Consider the following 16,553-nt stretch of genomic DNA (forward strand, 5'->3'; position numbering starts at 1 on the left):
ATAAGAGAGCATATTGACATTGAAATCATTATATCGTAATATTGCGTTATAATGATTTAGGAGGAATACTTTTGAACACACCCGCTTTTGATATCAATAATTTAAAACAGTTCGACGAGCCTGCTAATCTGCTGAAAGCTTTATCTCACCCGATTCGTTTATGCATTGTGCGTGGACTGATGTTAAAAAAGAAATGTAATGTTTCATACATGCAAGAATGTCTGGACCTGCCCCAATCAACCGTATCTCAGCACTTGCAGAAGCTTCGCAGTGCAGGTATTGTCGCTACTGAGCGGAATGGTCTTGAAGTGAATTATGTGCTTGCCGATCAACGGGTTGAACAGATTATAACGACTTTGTTTGGAAAGGAAGACTGTGAATCATGAGCAAAAAAATACTGATTGTTGGCGGTGTAGCAGGGGGTGCATCTGCGGCTGCACGTCTGCGCCGTCTGGATGAACATGCCGAGATTATTATCTTTGAGAAAGGCCCCTATATATCGTTTGCCAATTGCGGCTTACCTTATTATATTGGTGGTTCGATTGATGATCGAGAGCGTCTGCTGGTACAAACACCAAAAGGCATGGCAGATCGCTTTCGTATTGATGTGCGTACAAGAAGCGAGGTCATTGCTATTGATCCGCACAAGCGTACGGTTCAGGTTCAAAACCAAGAGCGCGGTCAATATGAAGAAAGCTATGACGAGTTAATTTTGTCACCAGGTGCAAAACCAATCGTTCCCGATTTACCGGGTAAGGACATTCCATTGATTTACACCGTACGTAGCATTCCTGATATTGATCGGATCAAAGCACAAGTTAATTCATCTAACAACCAAATAGCAATCGTTATAGGTGGTGGATTTATTGGTGTTGAAATGGCAGAAAACTTAAAGGAAGCCGGATTGGATGTAACGTTAATCGAGGGTAATGGACAGCTACTCACGCCGTTTGATGCTGAACTGGCAGCAGCTTTGGCCCAGGAAATGGAGCAGAATGGTGTAAACTTGCTGTTCTCCCAGCGTGTTCAGGCATTTCATTCTCTAGAGAAGGGCATTGGAGTAAAGCTTGCCGATGGTCATGTTCTGACGGCTGACCTGGTTATTCTTGCGATCGGGGTAACCCCGGATACATCTTTCCTGAAAAGTAGCGGCGTTTCTCTGGGCACACGTGGACATATCATTGTTAATGAAGCTCTGGAAAGCAGTGTGCCACATATCTATGCTGTTGGCGATGCCATCGAAGTAACTGAAACCATTCATGGTACGAAGACAGCTATTCCACTTGCCGGACCTGCCAACAAACAAGGAAGAATTGTTGCTGATCGAATTGCCGGATTAAATTCCACCTATAAAGGAACACAAGGGACTTCCATTATTAAAATATTTGGAATGACAGGTGCTACGACAGGCAGTAATGAAAAAACACTAAAGCGTCTCGGCGTGGAATATCGCACTATAATTGTGCACCCTGCCTCACACGCATCGTATTATCCTGGTTCCAGCGCGATTACTCTTAAACTGCTGTTTACTCCGGAAGGTAAAATTTTGGGTGCGCAAGCCGTCGGTTATGACGGAGTGGATAAACGGATTGATGACATTGCCGTAGCCATTCATTTTGGGGGTCACATCCGAGATCTAACAGAGCTTGAACTGAGTTACGCCCCACCTTATTCTTCTGCAAAAGATCCGGTGAATATGGCGGGCTATGCAGCAGAGAATATTATAGCCGGTCGTGTTGAAACATTCACCTATGATCAGTTGTCTAAGCGTCAGCCGGAGCAGTCAATACTGCTGGATGTACGCAGTGAGCTGGAGCACCGCAATGGGAATATTCCGGGTTCAATCCATATCTCAGTGGATGAGCTTCGCCAGCGGTTAAATGAATTAGACATCTCCAAAGACATTTGGGTATACTGCCAGGTTGGTCTGCGTGGATACACGGCTTCACAAATTTTGCGACAGCATGGCTTCAACGTAAAAAACTTGAGTGGGGGTTACAAAACATATCGTCAAGCCCAGTTTCAGCCTGCCCCAATTTCTTCTGTCAATCATGGTCCGGTCCAATCAACTTCCGAACAGCCACAACGCATTGATCATGAGTTGAACGTATGCGGTTTAAGTTGTCCGGGTCCGCTGATACAAGTTAAGCAAAAGATGGATCAACTATCGAATGGAGAGACTCTGAGGGTCAAAGCTTCCGATCCAGGATTCTATGAAGATGTGAAAGCATGGGCAACCATGTCTGGGTCCGCACTCTTACACCTGGAACGAATCAAAGGCGGAATTATTGAAGCTGTCATTGCCAAGAATTCAGTGCAACCCATTTCCGATTCGCCTAGCCACCATGATCCCGCTAGCACGATGGTTGTCTTCAGCGGCGATCTGGATAAAGCCATTGCCTCTCTTATTATTGCAAATGGAGCTGCAGCAAGTGGACGTAAAGTAACGATGTTTTTCACATTTTGGGGATTGAATGTTATTCGGAAGCATCAGACACAGCCTGTATCCAAAACCATGATTGGCCGGATGTTTGATATGATGCTGCCACGTGGCAGCAAGAAGCTTGGCATGTCCAAAATGAATATGCTTGGTGTTGGTCCAAAGATTATCCGAGGTCTGATGAAAAATAATAACGTTCCGTCTTTAGAAGAATTGATAGAGTCCGTCATTGCACAAGGGGCTGAGTTGGTAGCCTGCCAAATGTCCATGGATTTAATGGGCATTCAGCGTGAAGAATTAATAGATCAAGTTACCATTGGTGGGGTCGGTTACTATCTGGGAGAAGCATCCCAAGCTAATCATAACCTGTTTATTTAAGTCAATTCCTACTTTGAGTTAATGAATAAAAACGTTATTAATAGACAAAGAACACCAAATGACATTGTACTAGAGAAGTTAGAGGGTAAGCGTAGAGAGATGCTTTCCTTAATCGCAATATCTGTATTACTTGAAAAAGGCCCAAAAGCGGTTTCTGTTATGCACAGAGAGCTGCTTTTCGGCCTTTTTGATCGATAAGAACAATTAACACACGAGAAGAGCGATATATCGCGTACAGTTTTTAGCAGGTCCTACATTATTCTTTCATTTAGATATCTAGGACTTGTTGTAAATCGGTTATCAGGTATGTTCATGATTTGTTTACATTTGAACGATATTACATGTTTCGGATAGCCCTACAGAGCCATTCAGTTAATGGACAGGTGCAGTTATGATTTTCAGTAAACCTGTGACATCAAGTTCTGTGGTTCATGCAATGGAGGGGAAGAACGTGACCAATATTCACAAAAACATTTATTTTCACAGCCTTCCTCGGGATTGGATTAATTGTTCCTGTTATGCCTTCTTTCAAAGATATGTTGGACTTATCCGGAAGTACAATGGGCTATCTAGTTGCAGTTTATGCCTTATCCCAGTTAATTATTTCGCCTTTTGCTGGTAGATGGGTTGATCGTTTTGGAAGAAAAAGAATGATCGTTATCGGTTTACTGGTATTTAGCTTATCAGAATTGATTTTTGGACTAGGAACACATGTTTCAATACTTTCAATACTTTATTTATCCAGGGTACTGGGAGGAGTAAGTGCTGCCTTTATCATGCCTGCTGTAACAGCTTACGTCGCTGATATTACTACTACAAAGGATAGACCAAAGGCGATGGGATACGTCTCCGCTGCGATCAGCACCGGATTTATTATTGGGCCAGGTGTGGGTGGGTTTATTGCCGATTATGGAATTAGGATGCCATTTTTCTTTGCCGCTGCTATGGCACTCTTAGCTGCTATTTCCTCTTCAATTATATTAAAAGAGCCTCTGTCACATGAAGAGATGGAACAACTATCGTCAAACACAAAGGGATCTAGCTTCATTAAGGATTTAAAGAAATCAATTCAACCAATCTATTTAATAGCGTTTATTATGGTCTTTGTCCTTGCTTTCGGATTATCTGCCTACGAAACGGTATTCAGCTTTACCTAATCATGGGTTCGGTTTTAGCTTTCATATCTACTATTGTCACTAGCTACACATCCGTTTTAATTGTAACTTGTTTTATTTTTTTACGTTTGATTTGTTACGACCTACGACCTGCCCTAACTACCTTCTTATCTAAAACTGCTGGTAAACAGCAAGGTTTTGTAGCAGGAATGAACTCCACTTACACTAACTTGGGGAATTTTTTTGGTCCAGCATTGGGTGGAATTCTATTTGATATTAATATTCATTACCCTTACCTTTTTGCAGGAATAGTTCTGATTGTTGGTTTAGGACTTACAGTACTGTGGAAAGGAACATCTAATCAAGCCTCACTCCGATAAGAAGTGTTTCTAAGATGGAAATGCCAAGTGGAAGGAGCGCGAGGGGAGGGGAAGATTGCCTTAAGACAACATAAAGTGGAGTGGCTGATAAAATAATCTCTCAGGGAATGTACTATAACACATTCCCTGAGAGATTCAAGTATTATTGCAACGAATTCTAGAGTGATGTTGCTGAATCTAATTTTAAGAACCAAACATTGTTTTTACATGCGGTTGTTGCAACCAATCTTTCAGAGAAGTCAATTGGAGATCAGGGACAACCACGCGATCTTTCACGTCATAATAGTTCAGGGAATGGAAAGTTACATTTTGACCCAAGGCTTGTGTAAAACGATCACCCAGTTCTGCACCTGTGAGAGCTTCTGGCCCTGGAGCCAGTAACACTTGTCCTGCCAGCTCAGGATGGCTTAACGCATAAACATGATATTGCGCTGCGTCTTCGGAGCTGATCCATGGGATTGGTTTATCCGCTGGCACAGGGTAGAAAAGCATCCCATTATTGATCAGACCCGGAATCAAAAAGTTCTCCGTACCCCTGACGCTCCATAGACTAATATCGTTTCCATATATACAACAGCTCCTTATAGTTACATTCATTTGTTCAGTAATGAACTAAATGTTATATTTATAATAACTAACTCACAAACTATATGTAAGTACGCACATTCGAGATACCACGTATCTCGAATGATACTTTTGGAGGTAAACTTATGAAGCTCGAACCACTGGAAAATTGTAGCCCTTGTCCGGTCGAATTTACAGTTAATGCGATCGGTGGGAAGTGGAAAATTCTGATTTTGTACCATTTATTGAATAAAGATATTATACGATTTAACGAACTGCAAAAATTGCTCTCCACCGTGACGCATCGCACGCTGACACGTCAATTGCGTGAACTTGAGGAAGATGGACTAGTACACCGAGTAGCTTATGCTGAAATGCCACCTCGTGTTGAATACACCCTTACGGATAAAGGACATAGTCTCACCCCAATTTTATTGCAATTGCGAGACTGGGGTCTACAGCATATGTAATTTTCTCGTGAATCCTTTATTTATTTGAACACAAGGAAAAAATCCTTTTACAATCATTGTCAGTACGCTATAATGCAATTATCAAGTGGGATTACTCAACATAAAAAGTGAAATAATGTAATTTGCGAAGGCTAAGTAATAACCGAAATTGATTAACGGCACATAGTGTTGGGTCATGGGACACCATGTGAATTTGGGTTGGATTATCTCCTTTTCACAGTCATGTAGTCACCCTCGGCTCGGCATAGTCTTGAGTCGCTTATTACATAATAAAATATTGGAGGTATGGTTTTGGTCAAGAAGAAAATTTCTACAGCCCTCAGCGCAGCTTTAATCGTTTCTATGCTGGCTACTGGCGTGATAGTCGCTATCCAAGGTAACACAACGTTAGAGGTAGCGAAGTCAGCAGGGGATAAAAAGGTTGAAGTTATTAAATGAAGAAGCTAGGTGCGACTCTAATATTCCCAACTAGGGGTATTCGAAACACCTGATGCGAAAGTCAACGGAATCAGATATAAAGAAAAAAACAAAATAGTAATTTATTAACCTCAGCTCGGTTAACCCAGCTGAGGTTTTTTCATTACCATTATTCATTGAAAAAAAGGCAGACCTATGACCCTTATTTATTGAACCATTTATTATAAAGACCATAGTAACATGCTATTGAAAGTGGGGAGACATTATTTATGATTCCATTAGTATACGACCAGATTAACCATTGGGGAAAAGACGATGAATTTTTCCTTGCATTGTTAAAGAGATTAAAAGTGGAATTTATAGCTGACTTAGGCTGTGGAACAGGAAGATGGACTATTCATCTTGATCAGTACGGTTATAAAATTACAGCTATAGATCCCAATGAAGAAGCGATTGAAGTGGCGAGAATTAAAGATAATTCAGGCAATGTGAAATGGATTGTAGGTGATAGTTCGGATTTACAAACCAATACCTATGATGCGGTAGTTATGACAGCCAATGTTGCACAGGTATTTCTTACAGATGATAGTTGGAAGCAAGTAATTTCTGACGTATTTCGTTCCCTAAAAATAGGCGGTCACTTTATTTTTGATACAAGAAACCCTTTGGTAAAAGTATGGAAAGAGTGGGAGAAGGACAAGACTCCTGACTTAGCTAAAGATAGGCTAAGTGGAGATCCACTAGAAATCTATACAGAATATGAAGGGTTTGAGGGAGATATTTATACATTCTATGAAACTGTAATAAATACTAAAACAGACAAAGTCCTAGTTCATGAAAAAATGCAGTTACGGTTCCGAAATCAAGAAGAATTTGATGATTCGCTAAAACAAATAGGTTTTTCGAAAATTGAAACATATGGCGATTGGGAGTTTAAATATGCAAATTCTGAAAATGGATCGTTTATTTTTCATTGTGTAAAATAGAGTCAAGTTCCAAATTTGCTCGTTAAATAAAAACAAAAGAGCATAGAACGCCGACCGTTCCTGTCGATGGACAAGAACATTGTTCCATATTTTGAGACATAAAAGAACCCAACTACAAGGACCTAAACGACCGACCACCATTAAGTAAACAAGCCCCAGACCTTATGTTAGTTGAACGATGATAAAATTATTGTCGAGGGAAGACTTTAACTCCTTTATTAATACATTTTATCAATGAGACGGTTTATTGGCTTATAGAGGTTTTTTTATTATCAGAAGCGGAAGGGGGAAGAGAAAACGCTCTCTTCCCGACAAGCATCGTGGTTGGCGTCCTCTAAGCGAACTAGAACTTTCTTGAATCCTGATGTGATCTAAAAATTAATCATATATTATATTTTTTCCTTCTTCACTTAGTTTTTTCAAAGATGTAATCATGTGATTAATCTCTTCTTCGGAGTGCCTTTCCCATGAAGCTAATTCAGCTATTATTTTAAGTGGCGATTTAGATCTATATGAACGTGTTGGGTTTCCAGGAAACTTTTTATCAGTTAAGTTTGGATCACTTTCAAATAATGTTGCAGTAAAATATATATGGTTAGATTTTTTTTCTTGGTAATTTGATAAGAATTGTGGTTCTAATACATCACCAATTTTTAGTTCTGCTTTTGTACCATGAAAAAAAGGACCCTGATCTATGATCACTTTTTTGTCATCCATACTGATGCACCTCTTCTATTGTAGTTTTGTATTTAGCAGTATAGTGTAGGAATTTTTAAAAAAACAGTCTATAAAAAAATAAAAAATAACGGTATAATTTAAGTAGAGGAATGATAACTGACCTAGCATTACATTTTTAATTAGTAATTTGATATGGGAGAAGAGTGTCGAGAGACAAGAACATTGTTCATTCAAAGTCGCTATTATAGTGGCTTTTTTGTTTTATCGATACAAGTTCTTCCCCGAACAAAAGACTAGAACTTGTACCGATTACCGGAATGGACAAGAACATAGTCCGATTCCCGATTAGGTGTATATCTAAACGTTGATCACAAGCACTTAAAACCTAATTAAGTACCACAGTACATGAAAATGTTCACATTGTATGAGCCAACGGACACGATTGAAAGGTAAACAGGGAATAGAACCGGGTAATGTATACAACTAAATAGTAGGAGTTTTCGTTTTCACTTAGGGCAAGCTGAAACTGAAATGACTTACTTTTTTCGGTATATGTTCTAGCAGTGTCGCGAGGAAAAATTAAGGGTATTCGCTAGATCCTCAGGTTTTGATGTGAGTAAACAAGTTTATGTCCAGCATTACGAGACTAATTGGCTAGGAAATTGCTTATGGTAGGCAGAAAGGTGAGTGGGCTTAAACAGGCACAAGCATTAACTGTTGGTCAAACATCATTTTTGGAGCATCCTTCAGGGTGCTTTTTCTTTTGTTCTCATAAAACGAACAGTGAGCTGTTTTAATCCTGTTTCAGCTAATGCTGCCTTGACGATTTAAAAGATATCTTAACAAATTGAATGATTTTGCAATGGACGAAGCTTGTGAAATCCTGCAATGTTATAGAGAACAACGAAACATCAATTAACGAATTGAATGGCACACAAGTCTACGACATGAAGGAGGAGTGTACATGTTATTACGGCAAAAGCGCGGCTTAAAAAACCAGGCCAAGTGTATTGTAATGTTTATGTTAATCGTTAGTTTGGTTGTAGCGGGTTATCCTTATCCGGTATCAGGTGAGGCGTCTCTCAACGAGAATACGGCAGCAGAATATCTGCCAACGATTTATGAGGAAATTGATGCAAGCGGTTTCAAACATCCGGGAATCGGGCTTACCAAGGAGACTCTTGAGAATATGCGCACACAGGTGCTGGCAAAGCAAGAACCTTGGTACAGCTATTATACTCGAATGACCGAATCTCCAACTGCATCAAGGAACGTTACGTCCAGCAATCAGAGCAGTGCGGATCCGACAAAGCCTGGCAACGTGGATTTCAACAGCCAATCCTTTAACTCCAAATTTATAGCCGACAGCTTAAAGGCCTACACACAGGCCATCATGTACTATGTAACAGGGGAAGATGTGTACAGAGCTAACGCGATGGGCATCATCCGAATCTGGTCTCAGATGGACCCGGCAAAATACAGCTATTTCACCGATTCGCATATTCACACTGGAATTCCGCTGAATCGGATGGTGACAGCAGCAGAGATTTTAAGATATACCAGCACTACAACGCAAGACCTGGAGTGGACAGACCAGGACACAGCCGATTTTAGCAATAACCTCATCTATCCGGTCATTGATACATTCCAGCATCATAACGGGTATTTTATGAACCAGCATCTGTATCCGCTCCTTGGAGCAATGTCGGGATATATATTTACAGGAAACCGTGACCGTTACAATGAGGGCGTAGAATGGTTTACCGTGAATGAGACCGCTGTGGATCAAGGGCAAAATGGCTCGATTAAGCAGTTATTCCGATGGGTGGATACTAATATTGTGACAGGTGAAGCAGTGGTTCCACCGAGAGTGCAACATGTGGAGATGGGGAGGGATCAGGCCCATGGCGCTGGGGATCTCACCAATGTGGAGATCTTGGCCCGACTGTTGGAAGCACAGGAAACCAAAGTCGATCCAGTCGCAGGAACAGTGTCCACTGCGGTGAATGCGGTTAATGCCTACGAATATCTGGATCAAAGGATATTGAAAGCGGCCGATTATTTTGCACAGTTCATGCTGGGCCATGATACGCCATGGACACCGGTGGCGGCTCATACAGATGCCGATGGCAATCCGACCATTATCTATAAGGAGCTGGCTGAAGGGTACAGAGGACGTATTGGCGGCAACGTCTATGGTCTCTACTATTATTACAAATATGCGGCAGGCGTAGATATGGAAGAGGAAGCTCCCTACTATGCCGATATGTTTAAGAAGCGACTGCCTTTCTATTGGGAATCTCCAGATGGAGGCGCTGATTATTGGATGTTTATCCCTGCAGAAGCAGCGACTGAAGGTGCAACAACACTTCCTAAAGTATCGACGAATGCGGATTGGAATGAAATGGAACACCGGGCTACAAGTCTGGATTCTCATTCCGAGATCATACAAGAGGGTGCAACATCCTTTGTAGAGATTACAGCCACGGAAGAAGGGAGTCGAATCTCCATCGTCAGCACCAGCACTCCCGTCAAAACCATAGGGCTGCGAATACGGACCAATGGTACAGCCAAGCTTGTGATCAATGGGTGGGACGATGCTCCTTTGATTTTGCCGAATACCCAGGGACAGTGGAAATATGTAACCTATACTATGCACAACCTGCGAGGTCTAAGTGATTTGACCTATTTCAAAATTCAGGGAGCGGGCACTGTAGTGAATATGGATCACATCCATCTTAAAGCCAGTGAACAGCTGACGCCACCTGTCTTTAACGATAGTGGAACCTCTCTTGATCTGTATTCGTATGTCGGGTCAAATGCAGCATTGCAGTATGATTTTTCTGCCACGGATGCAGGCGCAGGCGACAGCGTCACCTACCAGATCGATCATAAGCCTGAGGGGGCAGCGTTTGACGAAAGTACGGGTGCTTTTTCGTGGAATCCGGAGCAGGTCGGCACCTATTCCATAGTGGTAGGAGCGACGGATGGGACCACCATCACAGCCAAAGAAGTCAGGCTCATCGTGAGCGCTGACCGCTCGTCTGCCGTTACCGCAGTGATTGCTGCCTATAACCCGGAAACCACCTATGTATCAGCGAGTTTAACGCACTACAATAGCATATATGCTGATGTCATGGACGTAATAGCAACGGCTTCAGATGACGAATTTTTGCAAAAGCTGGTGGAGTTGAGAACTGCGGTAGTGGGTCTTCGGGAGTTAACACCGCAGCTTCAGGATGGAAGTATGGACTATTCCAATATACTGACTGCCGCAACCTTCTACAATGAAACGTTAAATTTATTGGATAATTACGCGGGGAGCTTTGCATTTTATGGTAACGCCATCAATTTGACGCACACGATGGATTTTGGACCGGATTATAAAGTGAGTGCGGATGCCTTCTCCCTTCAGGTAAGGGCAAGCTTTCCCGAGCGGATCGGCGGTACTGCGATTTTTGGCTCCAATGATAATGAAAGCTGGACACGGCTAACTCCAGAGTTAACCGTCGTGTCTGAAGATATGCAGACACTGGAGGTCAGCGAAGGACACAAGAATACGCCTTTCCGTTTCTTCAAGATTCAGATGATTGAGCCGTCCAGTACCATGTTGGAGTTATCCGAATTCAGAATATTTGGAGAACGCCATGAAACGAATAACAAGATTCAATCGCTCTCAATAAGCTCTCCCCAGAGCGTACAGAACCGCGTTGATGCAGGCAATTTGGTTGTGTTGACCTTTGAATCCAGCGAACCAATTCATGATGTGCAGGCAGTGATTCAAGGTCAGGAGGCAATCGTGCATTCGACGGATCAACTGAATTGGACGGCATCGGCGGTCATGGACAATCTTGCGCCTACAGGTCCTATTCGGTTTGCCATCGATTATAAGACGGCTAATGGACTGTCCGCTGGTCCTGCAATCTTCACAACGGATCGATCTTCGCTGTATTTGGTGAACCAATCCAAGCTCATCGATGTATCCAGGCTGGCAACCGTAACAGCTTCAGATAAACAGTATGGTACAGGCGGACTGAGCAAGGAGCAGGTAGGATATCTATTGTTCGATGGCAATACAGGTACTTTTGGCGATCTGGCAACTGGTGCCGGAGCCTACTATACGGTGGACTTTGGACCGGATGTATCAGTAGCGCTGAGCGATATTATGCTGATGCCCCGAGCCTCCTATCCCGCAAGAATGAACGGAGTGGTCTTGCAAGGTTCGAACGACAATAACAGCTGGACGAACTTGATTCCAGCCGTCACAGGAACAGCAGATGGCAAGTGGACTTACATTGGCGGGGACAGAATAATTGATCACGAAGCCTACCGATACCTGAGAATTTACAACAGCGCTGCATGGAATGGAAATGTGGCAGAAGTGGAATTGTACGGACAATATGATATTCGCAGCATCGATTCCAAGGTAGTCAGCCCGGATGGATATACCAAGGGAAGCTATTACGAATACATGCAAGAGGTTGAGCGAATTCGAGCACTCTTTAACAATCCTGCATCCGATCGGCCTGCTTTGCTGTCGGAGCTGTATCAGGCTCAAGAGCAGCTGGTTTCTCTTGTTTCCCTGCCTGCACAGAAGATTAGCGTAACGCCTTCCATGGTAGCGGCTTCCACGCCAGTCTATCAGAACAAGGGGACCAAAGAGCAGAATGGTTGGCGTGCCGTGGACAGCAATGTCGATACGTTTACCGATACCATGGATGCTGTATCATGGATTGATATTGATTTGGGAGAAAATCAGGCCGAGTCATTATCAAGCTTCAAGTTTTATCCGAGAAAGGGTAAGGCTTCAGAAATTACGCGAGTTAACGGAGCTATTCTGCAGGGTTCTAACGATGGTACGCATTACACCGATTTGTATACCATCAGCGGCATTAGCAGCGTCCAATGGTATACGGCTCCGATAACCAACGATACAGCGTTCCGATATCTGAGGTACTACTCACCTGGCGGCTATGCCAATGTGGCCGAACTGGAATTGTACAGCAAGCCCACAGACCCAACCCTGCTGGTAAAGCTACTGGAACAAGCAGGCACATTAGAGGCGGAAATCTATGATGAGACTGGCTTCACCACCATGTTGGCAGCCAAATCACTGGCCACAACAATAGCGGAAGATACTGACAGTACACAGGCACAGATTGACTCTGCAGCTAACGAGCTGCTTCAGGCGATACAGGCACTGGTGATCAAGACGGTAACGAACGATGAAAGATGAAAGGTGGTGCTGTTCCAGGATGAAAAAAACGGTAATCATCTCCATGGTGTTCAGTCTGTGTATCTTATTGGCAATGAATTCGGCGATGACCACAACGACGCCTACATCCAGAATTATTGGGCGAACTGGGATCTGAGCAACATGGCGGCGACGGTTGCGATTGGTATTTTCTGTGACCGCCGTGACATCTATGAAGTGGGAATTGAATATTTGAAGCACGGAAGTGGAAACGGCTCCATCTATAACGCAATTCCCTTCCTGCATCCAAACGGGCTTGCACAATGGCAGGAATCCGGACGTGACCAGGCACACACGATATTAGGGATTGGATTGATGGGTGCAATCAATGAAATGGCATGGAACCAAGGGGATGATATGTACGGCTGGGCGAACAATCGTTTCCTGCGTGCTGCCGAATACGTTGCCAAGTATAACAATGGAGACGATAATGTCCCTTTTGCGACCTATGAATGGGGCTCTGGAACGAACGGCGCTGTTCAGACCCATACTGTGATTTCGAATGCGAGCCGTAATGAGTACCGTCCGGTTTGGGAGATGATATATAACCACTATGTACAACGTAAGGGTCTATCCGTACCCAACATTGCTGCTCGTGCCAACCTGATGAGACCAGAGGCAGGCCCGAACACCGCTTATCCTTCAACTTTTGATCAGCTTGGATTTGGAACACTTCTATATACCCGGCCAGCGGGGAGTGGTGGTTCAGCCACACTTCCCAATGGGAATATAGCTAATGGCACGTACCGATTTGTTGTGCGTCTTGATGGCAAAGTGATGGAAGCAGCCGGTACTTCAAGTGGTGCACAAGTTCGAAAATCGACTTATACCGGGGGAACCCATCAAAAGTGGAACGTGACTCATCTCGGCGGTGGTCAATACAGTATCAAGAATGTTCAGAGCGGACTCTCACTGGATGTAGCAAGCGGTGCATTAAGCCATGGAGCCAACTTTCAATTGTGGAGCAATAATGGTGGTGATAATCAGAGGTTTGCGTTCATCCCTACAGGCCAGGGGTATTATCGAATCACTCCTGTGCATTCGAACAAACCCGCTGACGTGGTCAATGCATCCGCCGCAGAAGGAGCTTTGATTCAGCAATGGAGATATTTGTTAAGCAGTAATCAGCAGTGGAAGCTTGAACCATCCTAAAAAATCATTTTAACGAATCCCTTTATGTAAAAGAAAGCACGCGTTTATGTCCCGAAGTTCCTATACAAGGAGGCTTTGGGACATTTTTTTGCATTGTTTTGTACCAGATAAGTGCAGGTCCGCGACAGGGTTGAAAGAAATTAGAATGAAGTTAAAGATTTTATACTGGATTTTAGAGAATGATTTTGATAGCTTAAGCAATATGAATAACTATTGTTGATCTCATTTATGATAGCGCATACATTATTGTGGGGACGGGATAGTGTACGATGAGCGAAGTTAAAGGGGATGGATGAAAATGCCTGAATACAGAAAAACCATCTTTATCAAATTTATATTGTCATATACCGTTCTGTCCGTGGTTCTGATCGGCATTATGGGTGGGTATTGGTATACTCAGGCCAATGAAATGATGGAAGATGAGATTGCCAAAGACAATAAAAACCGTCTGATTTCCGCCGAGGATTATATCGAGCAGACGATATTAAAGAAATATGAAGACAACCTGCAGAATAAGGCACTCTCCATTCGGTTTATTCAGAATAACTTCAACTTGAATCTATTGTTAACGAAAAACTGGGAGGGAAATTTGAGCCGAATTGCATCCTTTCGGCAGGAACTGGAATTCTACAGGATTGAAAATGAAGGGCTAACCAATGTTACGGTTTATTTTCCGGCTAATCACTATGTTGTGGATGCCAGTAACTTTCATATGAAGAGTGATACATCTGAAGATGCAGAATTCATTCTGAAGCTGGACGAAGTGAAGCCTAAAGAATGGCTGTTTCGGACATTAGCGGATGGTAGCAAGGTCATGACCTATGTGATTAAACTGCCATACGAGACACCTGGCGTACCAACCATGGGGTATTTCTTCATGGATGTTGGGGTGGAGTATCTGCAGACGGCGGCCTCCCGAATCTTGAGTTCCCCGGCAGACCAATTGTATATTTTCGACCCTTCCGGTAAAGAGCTGCTTCACATCGGGGAGTATAATGAGGCGCTCGGTGGGTTATTGCAGAATACCATTTACAACCATCAAAGCGGAGAACAGATTATTGAAGGATCGGAAGGCAAAGCCGTGCTGTCTTATCTGGAGTCCGCAAACTCGCAGCAGGAGTGGACGTATGCGATGTACCGTCCCATGAACTCGTTTGTCCTGTCATCCGAACAGTTGAAAAACAGTCTCGTAATTAGTTGCGGCGTAGTTGTGTTATTCGGAATGTTACTATCGTTCTTTTTCTCCAAACAACTCTACATCCCGGTAAAGAGATTGATGATGCAGGTCAAAGGTTTACATACATCAAGTGCTGTCACGTCCTTAGGTAATGAGTACGCTTTTATCGGTAACACCTTTCATCTGATGGAGGAAAAGATCGTAAACCTCGAGACCCAAGCCAGAAAAAATCATTTGAAAAACCTCTTGCTTGGCGTAAGTCTGGAGATTGAAGCGGAACAGTTCATCCAACCGGGATATCACTATTGCACCGTCTATCTCCGAATTCCGGAAGAGGGCAGTGCCGGTTTGAAGATGCGTTATGAAAAGATGAATCGGTCTCTACACAGCATTTTCGTTCCATTAAATGAGAATGAGGCGGCTATGATTTATTATATTCTTCCTGATGAACAGGACGCAGAGAAGCGTATTCTGGCCGAGTTGCAGGAGGCTCATCAATCTACTGAGCCTGGTTCCCGGTTTGGAGCGGCTATTGGGAGCAGGGTAGAACACCCAGAGGCACTCGCTGATTCGTATCAGATGGCCAAGCAAACAAGCAGATATCACTTTTTATATGGAAAAGATTCAATCGTTGCGTACTCCAGAATGAAGGAGATGAGTACAGCCCCTTATCTGTTTCAATACGATCATTTCAAAAATGCATTACAGGCAGGAGATCAGGAAGCGGTTGCTGATTTCATTAATCATTTTCTGGAGGTTCTTCAGGATGGTCACATGCAGATCGAGACTGCCGAGCTGGCTGTGCTGCAATTAATGATGCAATTGTATCAATCGGTGCTTGAGTTGAAATTACAGCACTTTCTGCCGCATTCCAATATCTTTGATGAATTAAAAAAGGATACGCTGATCGATACGGTTGAAGGCATACGTAGACTATGCATGCAGATTACCGAACATTTGAAGTATGCGGGCAACCATGCACATACGGATGTGATTCGAACATTGAAGGTGTACATTGCGGATCATCTGCATGAAGAGTTATCCCTGCAGATCCTCTCGAAGGAGGTATCACTAGCCCCTGCTTATATTTCTACACTTTTCAGTGAAGGAACCAAAGAATCTTTTACGGAATATGTAACCCGGCTGCGGTTGGAAAAAGCTGCGGATCTGCTGCGTGATCAACCACGTCTATCGGTGTCGGTTATTGCAACCCAAGTCGGATACCGGAATCCTCAGTATTTTCACAGCAAATTCAAATCACGTTACGGCGTAACACCTGTACAATATCGAAATTCACAGCTGGCAGCGCTGGATTTATTGTCCTTGGATAAGGAATAACAGGAGGAGTCTGGAATTAGAAGGTAAGGTGCATATGGCTGTTGTTTGGAGCATCTAACGAATGTTATCCAAGCAGCGGTCATTTTTTATGAATTCGTTAGATTTTATAAGAAACTGTGAAAGAATTTATAAAGAATCGAATGAACTTGCAATAGAAAAAGCGCTTACATAATCCTAAGATTGGAGTGTGGCTTGAGGAATTTT

At 43.1% G+C, this 16,553-nt stretch carries 10 protein-coding genes and 1 pseudogene; 9 read left to right on the plus strand and 2 right to left on the minus strand.

The window, feature by feature from the left end:
- The first annotated feature begins 71 nt into the window (after nucleotides 1-71).
- From AC1S8V_RS15875 to AC1S8V_RS15885, 3 genes and pseudogenes are all read left to right on the plus strand, one after another.
- Complete coding sequence (locus AC1S8V_RS15875) at nucleotides 72-386, plus strand: ArsR/SmtB family transcription factor (RefSeq protein WP_482069846.1); 315 nt, start codon at nucleotides 72-74, stop codon at nucleotides 384-386.
- Nucleotides 383-2,818 (plus strand): FAD-dependent oxidoreductase, encoded by a 2,436-nt coding sequence (locus tag AC1S8V_RS15880; RefSeq protein ID WP_482069847.1) that lies wholly within the window; start codon nucleotides 383-385, stop codon nucleotides 2,816-2,818. Before AC1S8V_RS15875 ends, AC1S8V_RS15880 begins: the two co-directional genes overlap by 4 nt.
- 458 nt (nucleotides 2,819-3,276) lie before the next feature.
- A pseudogene (locus AC1S8V_RS15885) lies at nucleotides 3,277-4,313 on the plus strand (MFS transporter).
- Between the two features lie 183 nt (nucleotides 4,314-4,496).
- Here the strand turns inward: AC1S8V_RS15885 and AC1S8V_RS15890 are convergent.
- Complete coding sequence (locus AC1S8V_RS15890; RefSeq protein WP_482069848.1) at nucleotides 4,497-4,832, minus strand: hypothetical protein; 336 nt, start codon at nucleotides 4,830-4,832, stop codon at nucleotides 4,497-4,499.
- 191 nt (nucleotides 4,833-5,023) lie between these two features.
- Between AC1S8V_RS15890 and AC1S8V_RS15895 the strand changes: the two genes are divergently transcribed.
- The 3 genes from AC1S8V_RS15895 (at nucleotide 5,024) to AC1S8V_RS15905 (ending at nucleotide 6,750) form a co-directional block, all read left to right on the plus strand.
- Nucleotides 5,024-5,347: a winged helix-turn-helix transcriptional regulator gene (locus tag AC1S8V_RS15895; RefSeq protein WP_482069849.1), complete on the plus strand. Its 324-nt coding sequence runs from the start codon at nucleotides 5,024-5,026 to the stop codon at nucleotides 5,345-5,347.
- 291 nt (nucleotides 5,348-5,638) lie between these two features.
- Nucleotides 5,639-5,785 carry a hypothetical protein gene (locus tag AC1S8V_RS15900; protein ID WP_186327940.1) on the plus strand — a complete coding sequence of 49 codons (147 nt, stop codon included), beginning with the start codon at nucleotides 5,639-5,641 and terminating at the stop codon, nucleotides 5,783-5,785.
- A 248-nt stretch (nucleotides 5,786-6,033) separates the two neighbouring features.
- Nucleotides 6,034-6,750, plus strand: a complete 717-nt coding sequence (locus tag AC1S8V_RS15905) for a class I SAM-dependent methyltransferase (RefSeq protein ID WP_482069850.1) — start codon at nucleotides 6,034-6,036, stop codon at nucleotides 6,748-6,750.
- Between the two features lie 378 nt (nucleotides 6,751-7,128).
- Here the strand turns inward: AC1S8V_RS15905 and AC1S8V_RS15910 are convergent, their stop codons facing one another.
- On the minus strand, nucleotides 7,129-7,467 hold the full coding sequence (locus AC1S8V_RS15910) for an NAD(+)--rifampin ADP-ribosyltransferase (protein WP_482069851.1): 339 nt from the start codon (nucleotides 7,465-7,467) through the stop codon (nucleotides 7,129-7,131).
- A 925-nt stretch (nucleotides 7,468-8,392) separates the two neighbouring features.
- On the opposite strand from AC1S8V_RS15910, the gene AC1S8V_RS15915 reads away from it, so the two are divergent.
- The 3 genes from AC1S8V_RS15915 (at nucleotide 8,393) to AC1S8V_RS15925 (ending at nucleotide 16,349) form a co-directional block, all read left to right on the plus strand.
- Nucleotides 8,393-12,664, plus strand: a complete 4,272-nt coding sequence (locus tag AC1S8V_RS15915) for a galactose-binding domain-containing protein (RefSeq protein WP_482069852.1) — start codon at nucleotides 8,393-8,395, stop codon at nucleotides 12,662-12,664.
- A gap of 3 nt (nucleotides 12,665-12,667) precedes the next feature.
- Nucleotides 12,668-13,834 (plus strand): RICIN domain-containing protein, encoded by a 1,167-nt coding sequence (locus AC1S8V_RS15920; protein WP_482069853.1) that lies wholly within the window; start codon nucleotides 12,668-12,670, stop codon nucleotides 13,832-13,834.
- 298 nt (nucleotides 13,835-14,132) lie between these two features.
- Nucleotides 14,133-16,349 (plus strand): helix-turn-helix domain-containing protein, encoded by a 2,217-nt coding sequence (locus AC1S8V_RS15925; protein ID WP_482069854.1) that lies wholly within the window; start codon nucleotides 14,133-14,135, stop codon nucleotides 16,347-16,349.
- Nucleotides 16,350-16,553: the final 204 nt, after the last annotated feature.

It is taken from the genome of Paenibacillus sp. B46(2026) (genome assembly GCF_056786355.1).

Excerpts from the sequence above, each read along its gene's own strand:
- AC1S8V_RS15880 (WP_482069847.1), top strand. The coding sequence starts at position 383 with ATGAGCAAAAAAATACTGATTGTTGGCGGTGTAGCAGGGGGTGCATCT.
- AC1S8V_RS15895 (WP_482069849.1), top strand. The coding sequence starts at position 5,024 with ATGAAGCTCGAACCACTGGAAAATTGTAGCCCTTGTCCGGTCGAATTT.
- AC1S8V_RS15905 (WP_482069850.1), top strand. The coding sequence starts at position 6,034 with ATGATTCCATTAGTATACGACCAGATTAACCATTGGGGAAAAGACGAT.
- AC1S8V_RS15910 (WP_482069851.1), bottom strand. The coding sequence starts at position 7,467 with ATGGATGACAAAAAAGTGATCATAGATCAGGGTCCTTTTTTTCATGGT.
- AC1S8V_RS15915 (WP_482069852.1), top strand. The coding sequence starts at position 8,393 with ATGTTATTACGGCAAAAGCGCGGCTTAAAAAACCAGGCCAAGTGTATT.
- AC1S8V_RS15925 (WP_482069854.1), top strand. The coding sequence starts at position 14,133 with ATGCCTGAATACAGAAAAACCATCTTTATCAAATTTATATTGTCATAT.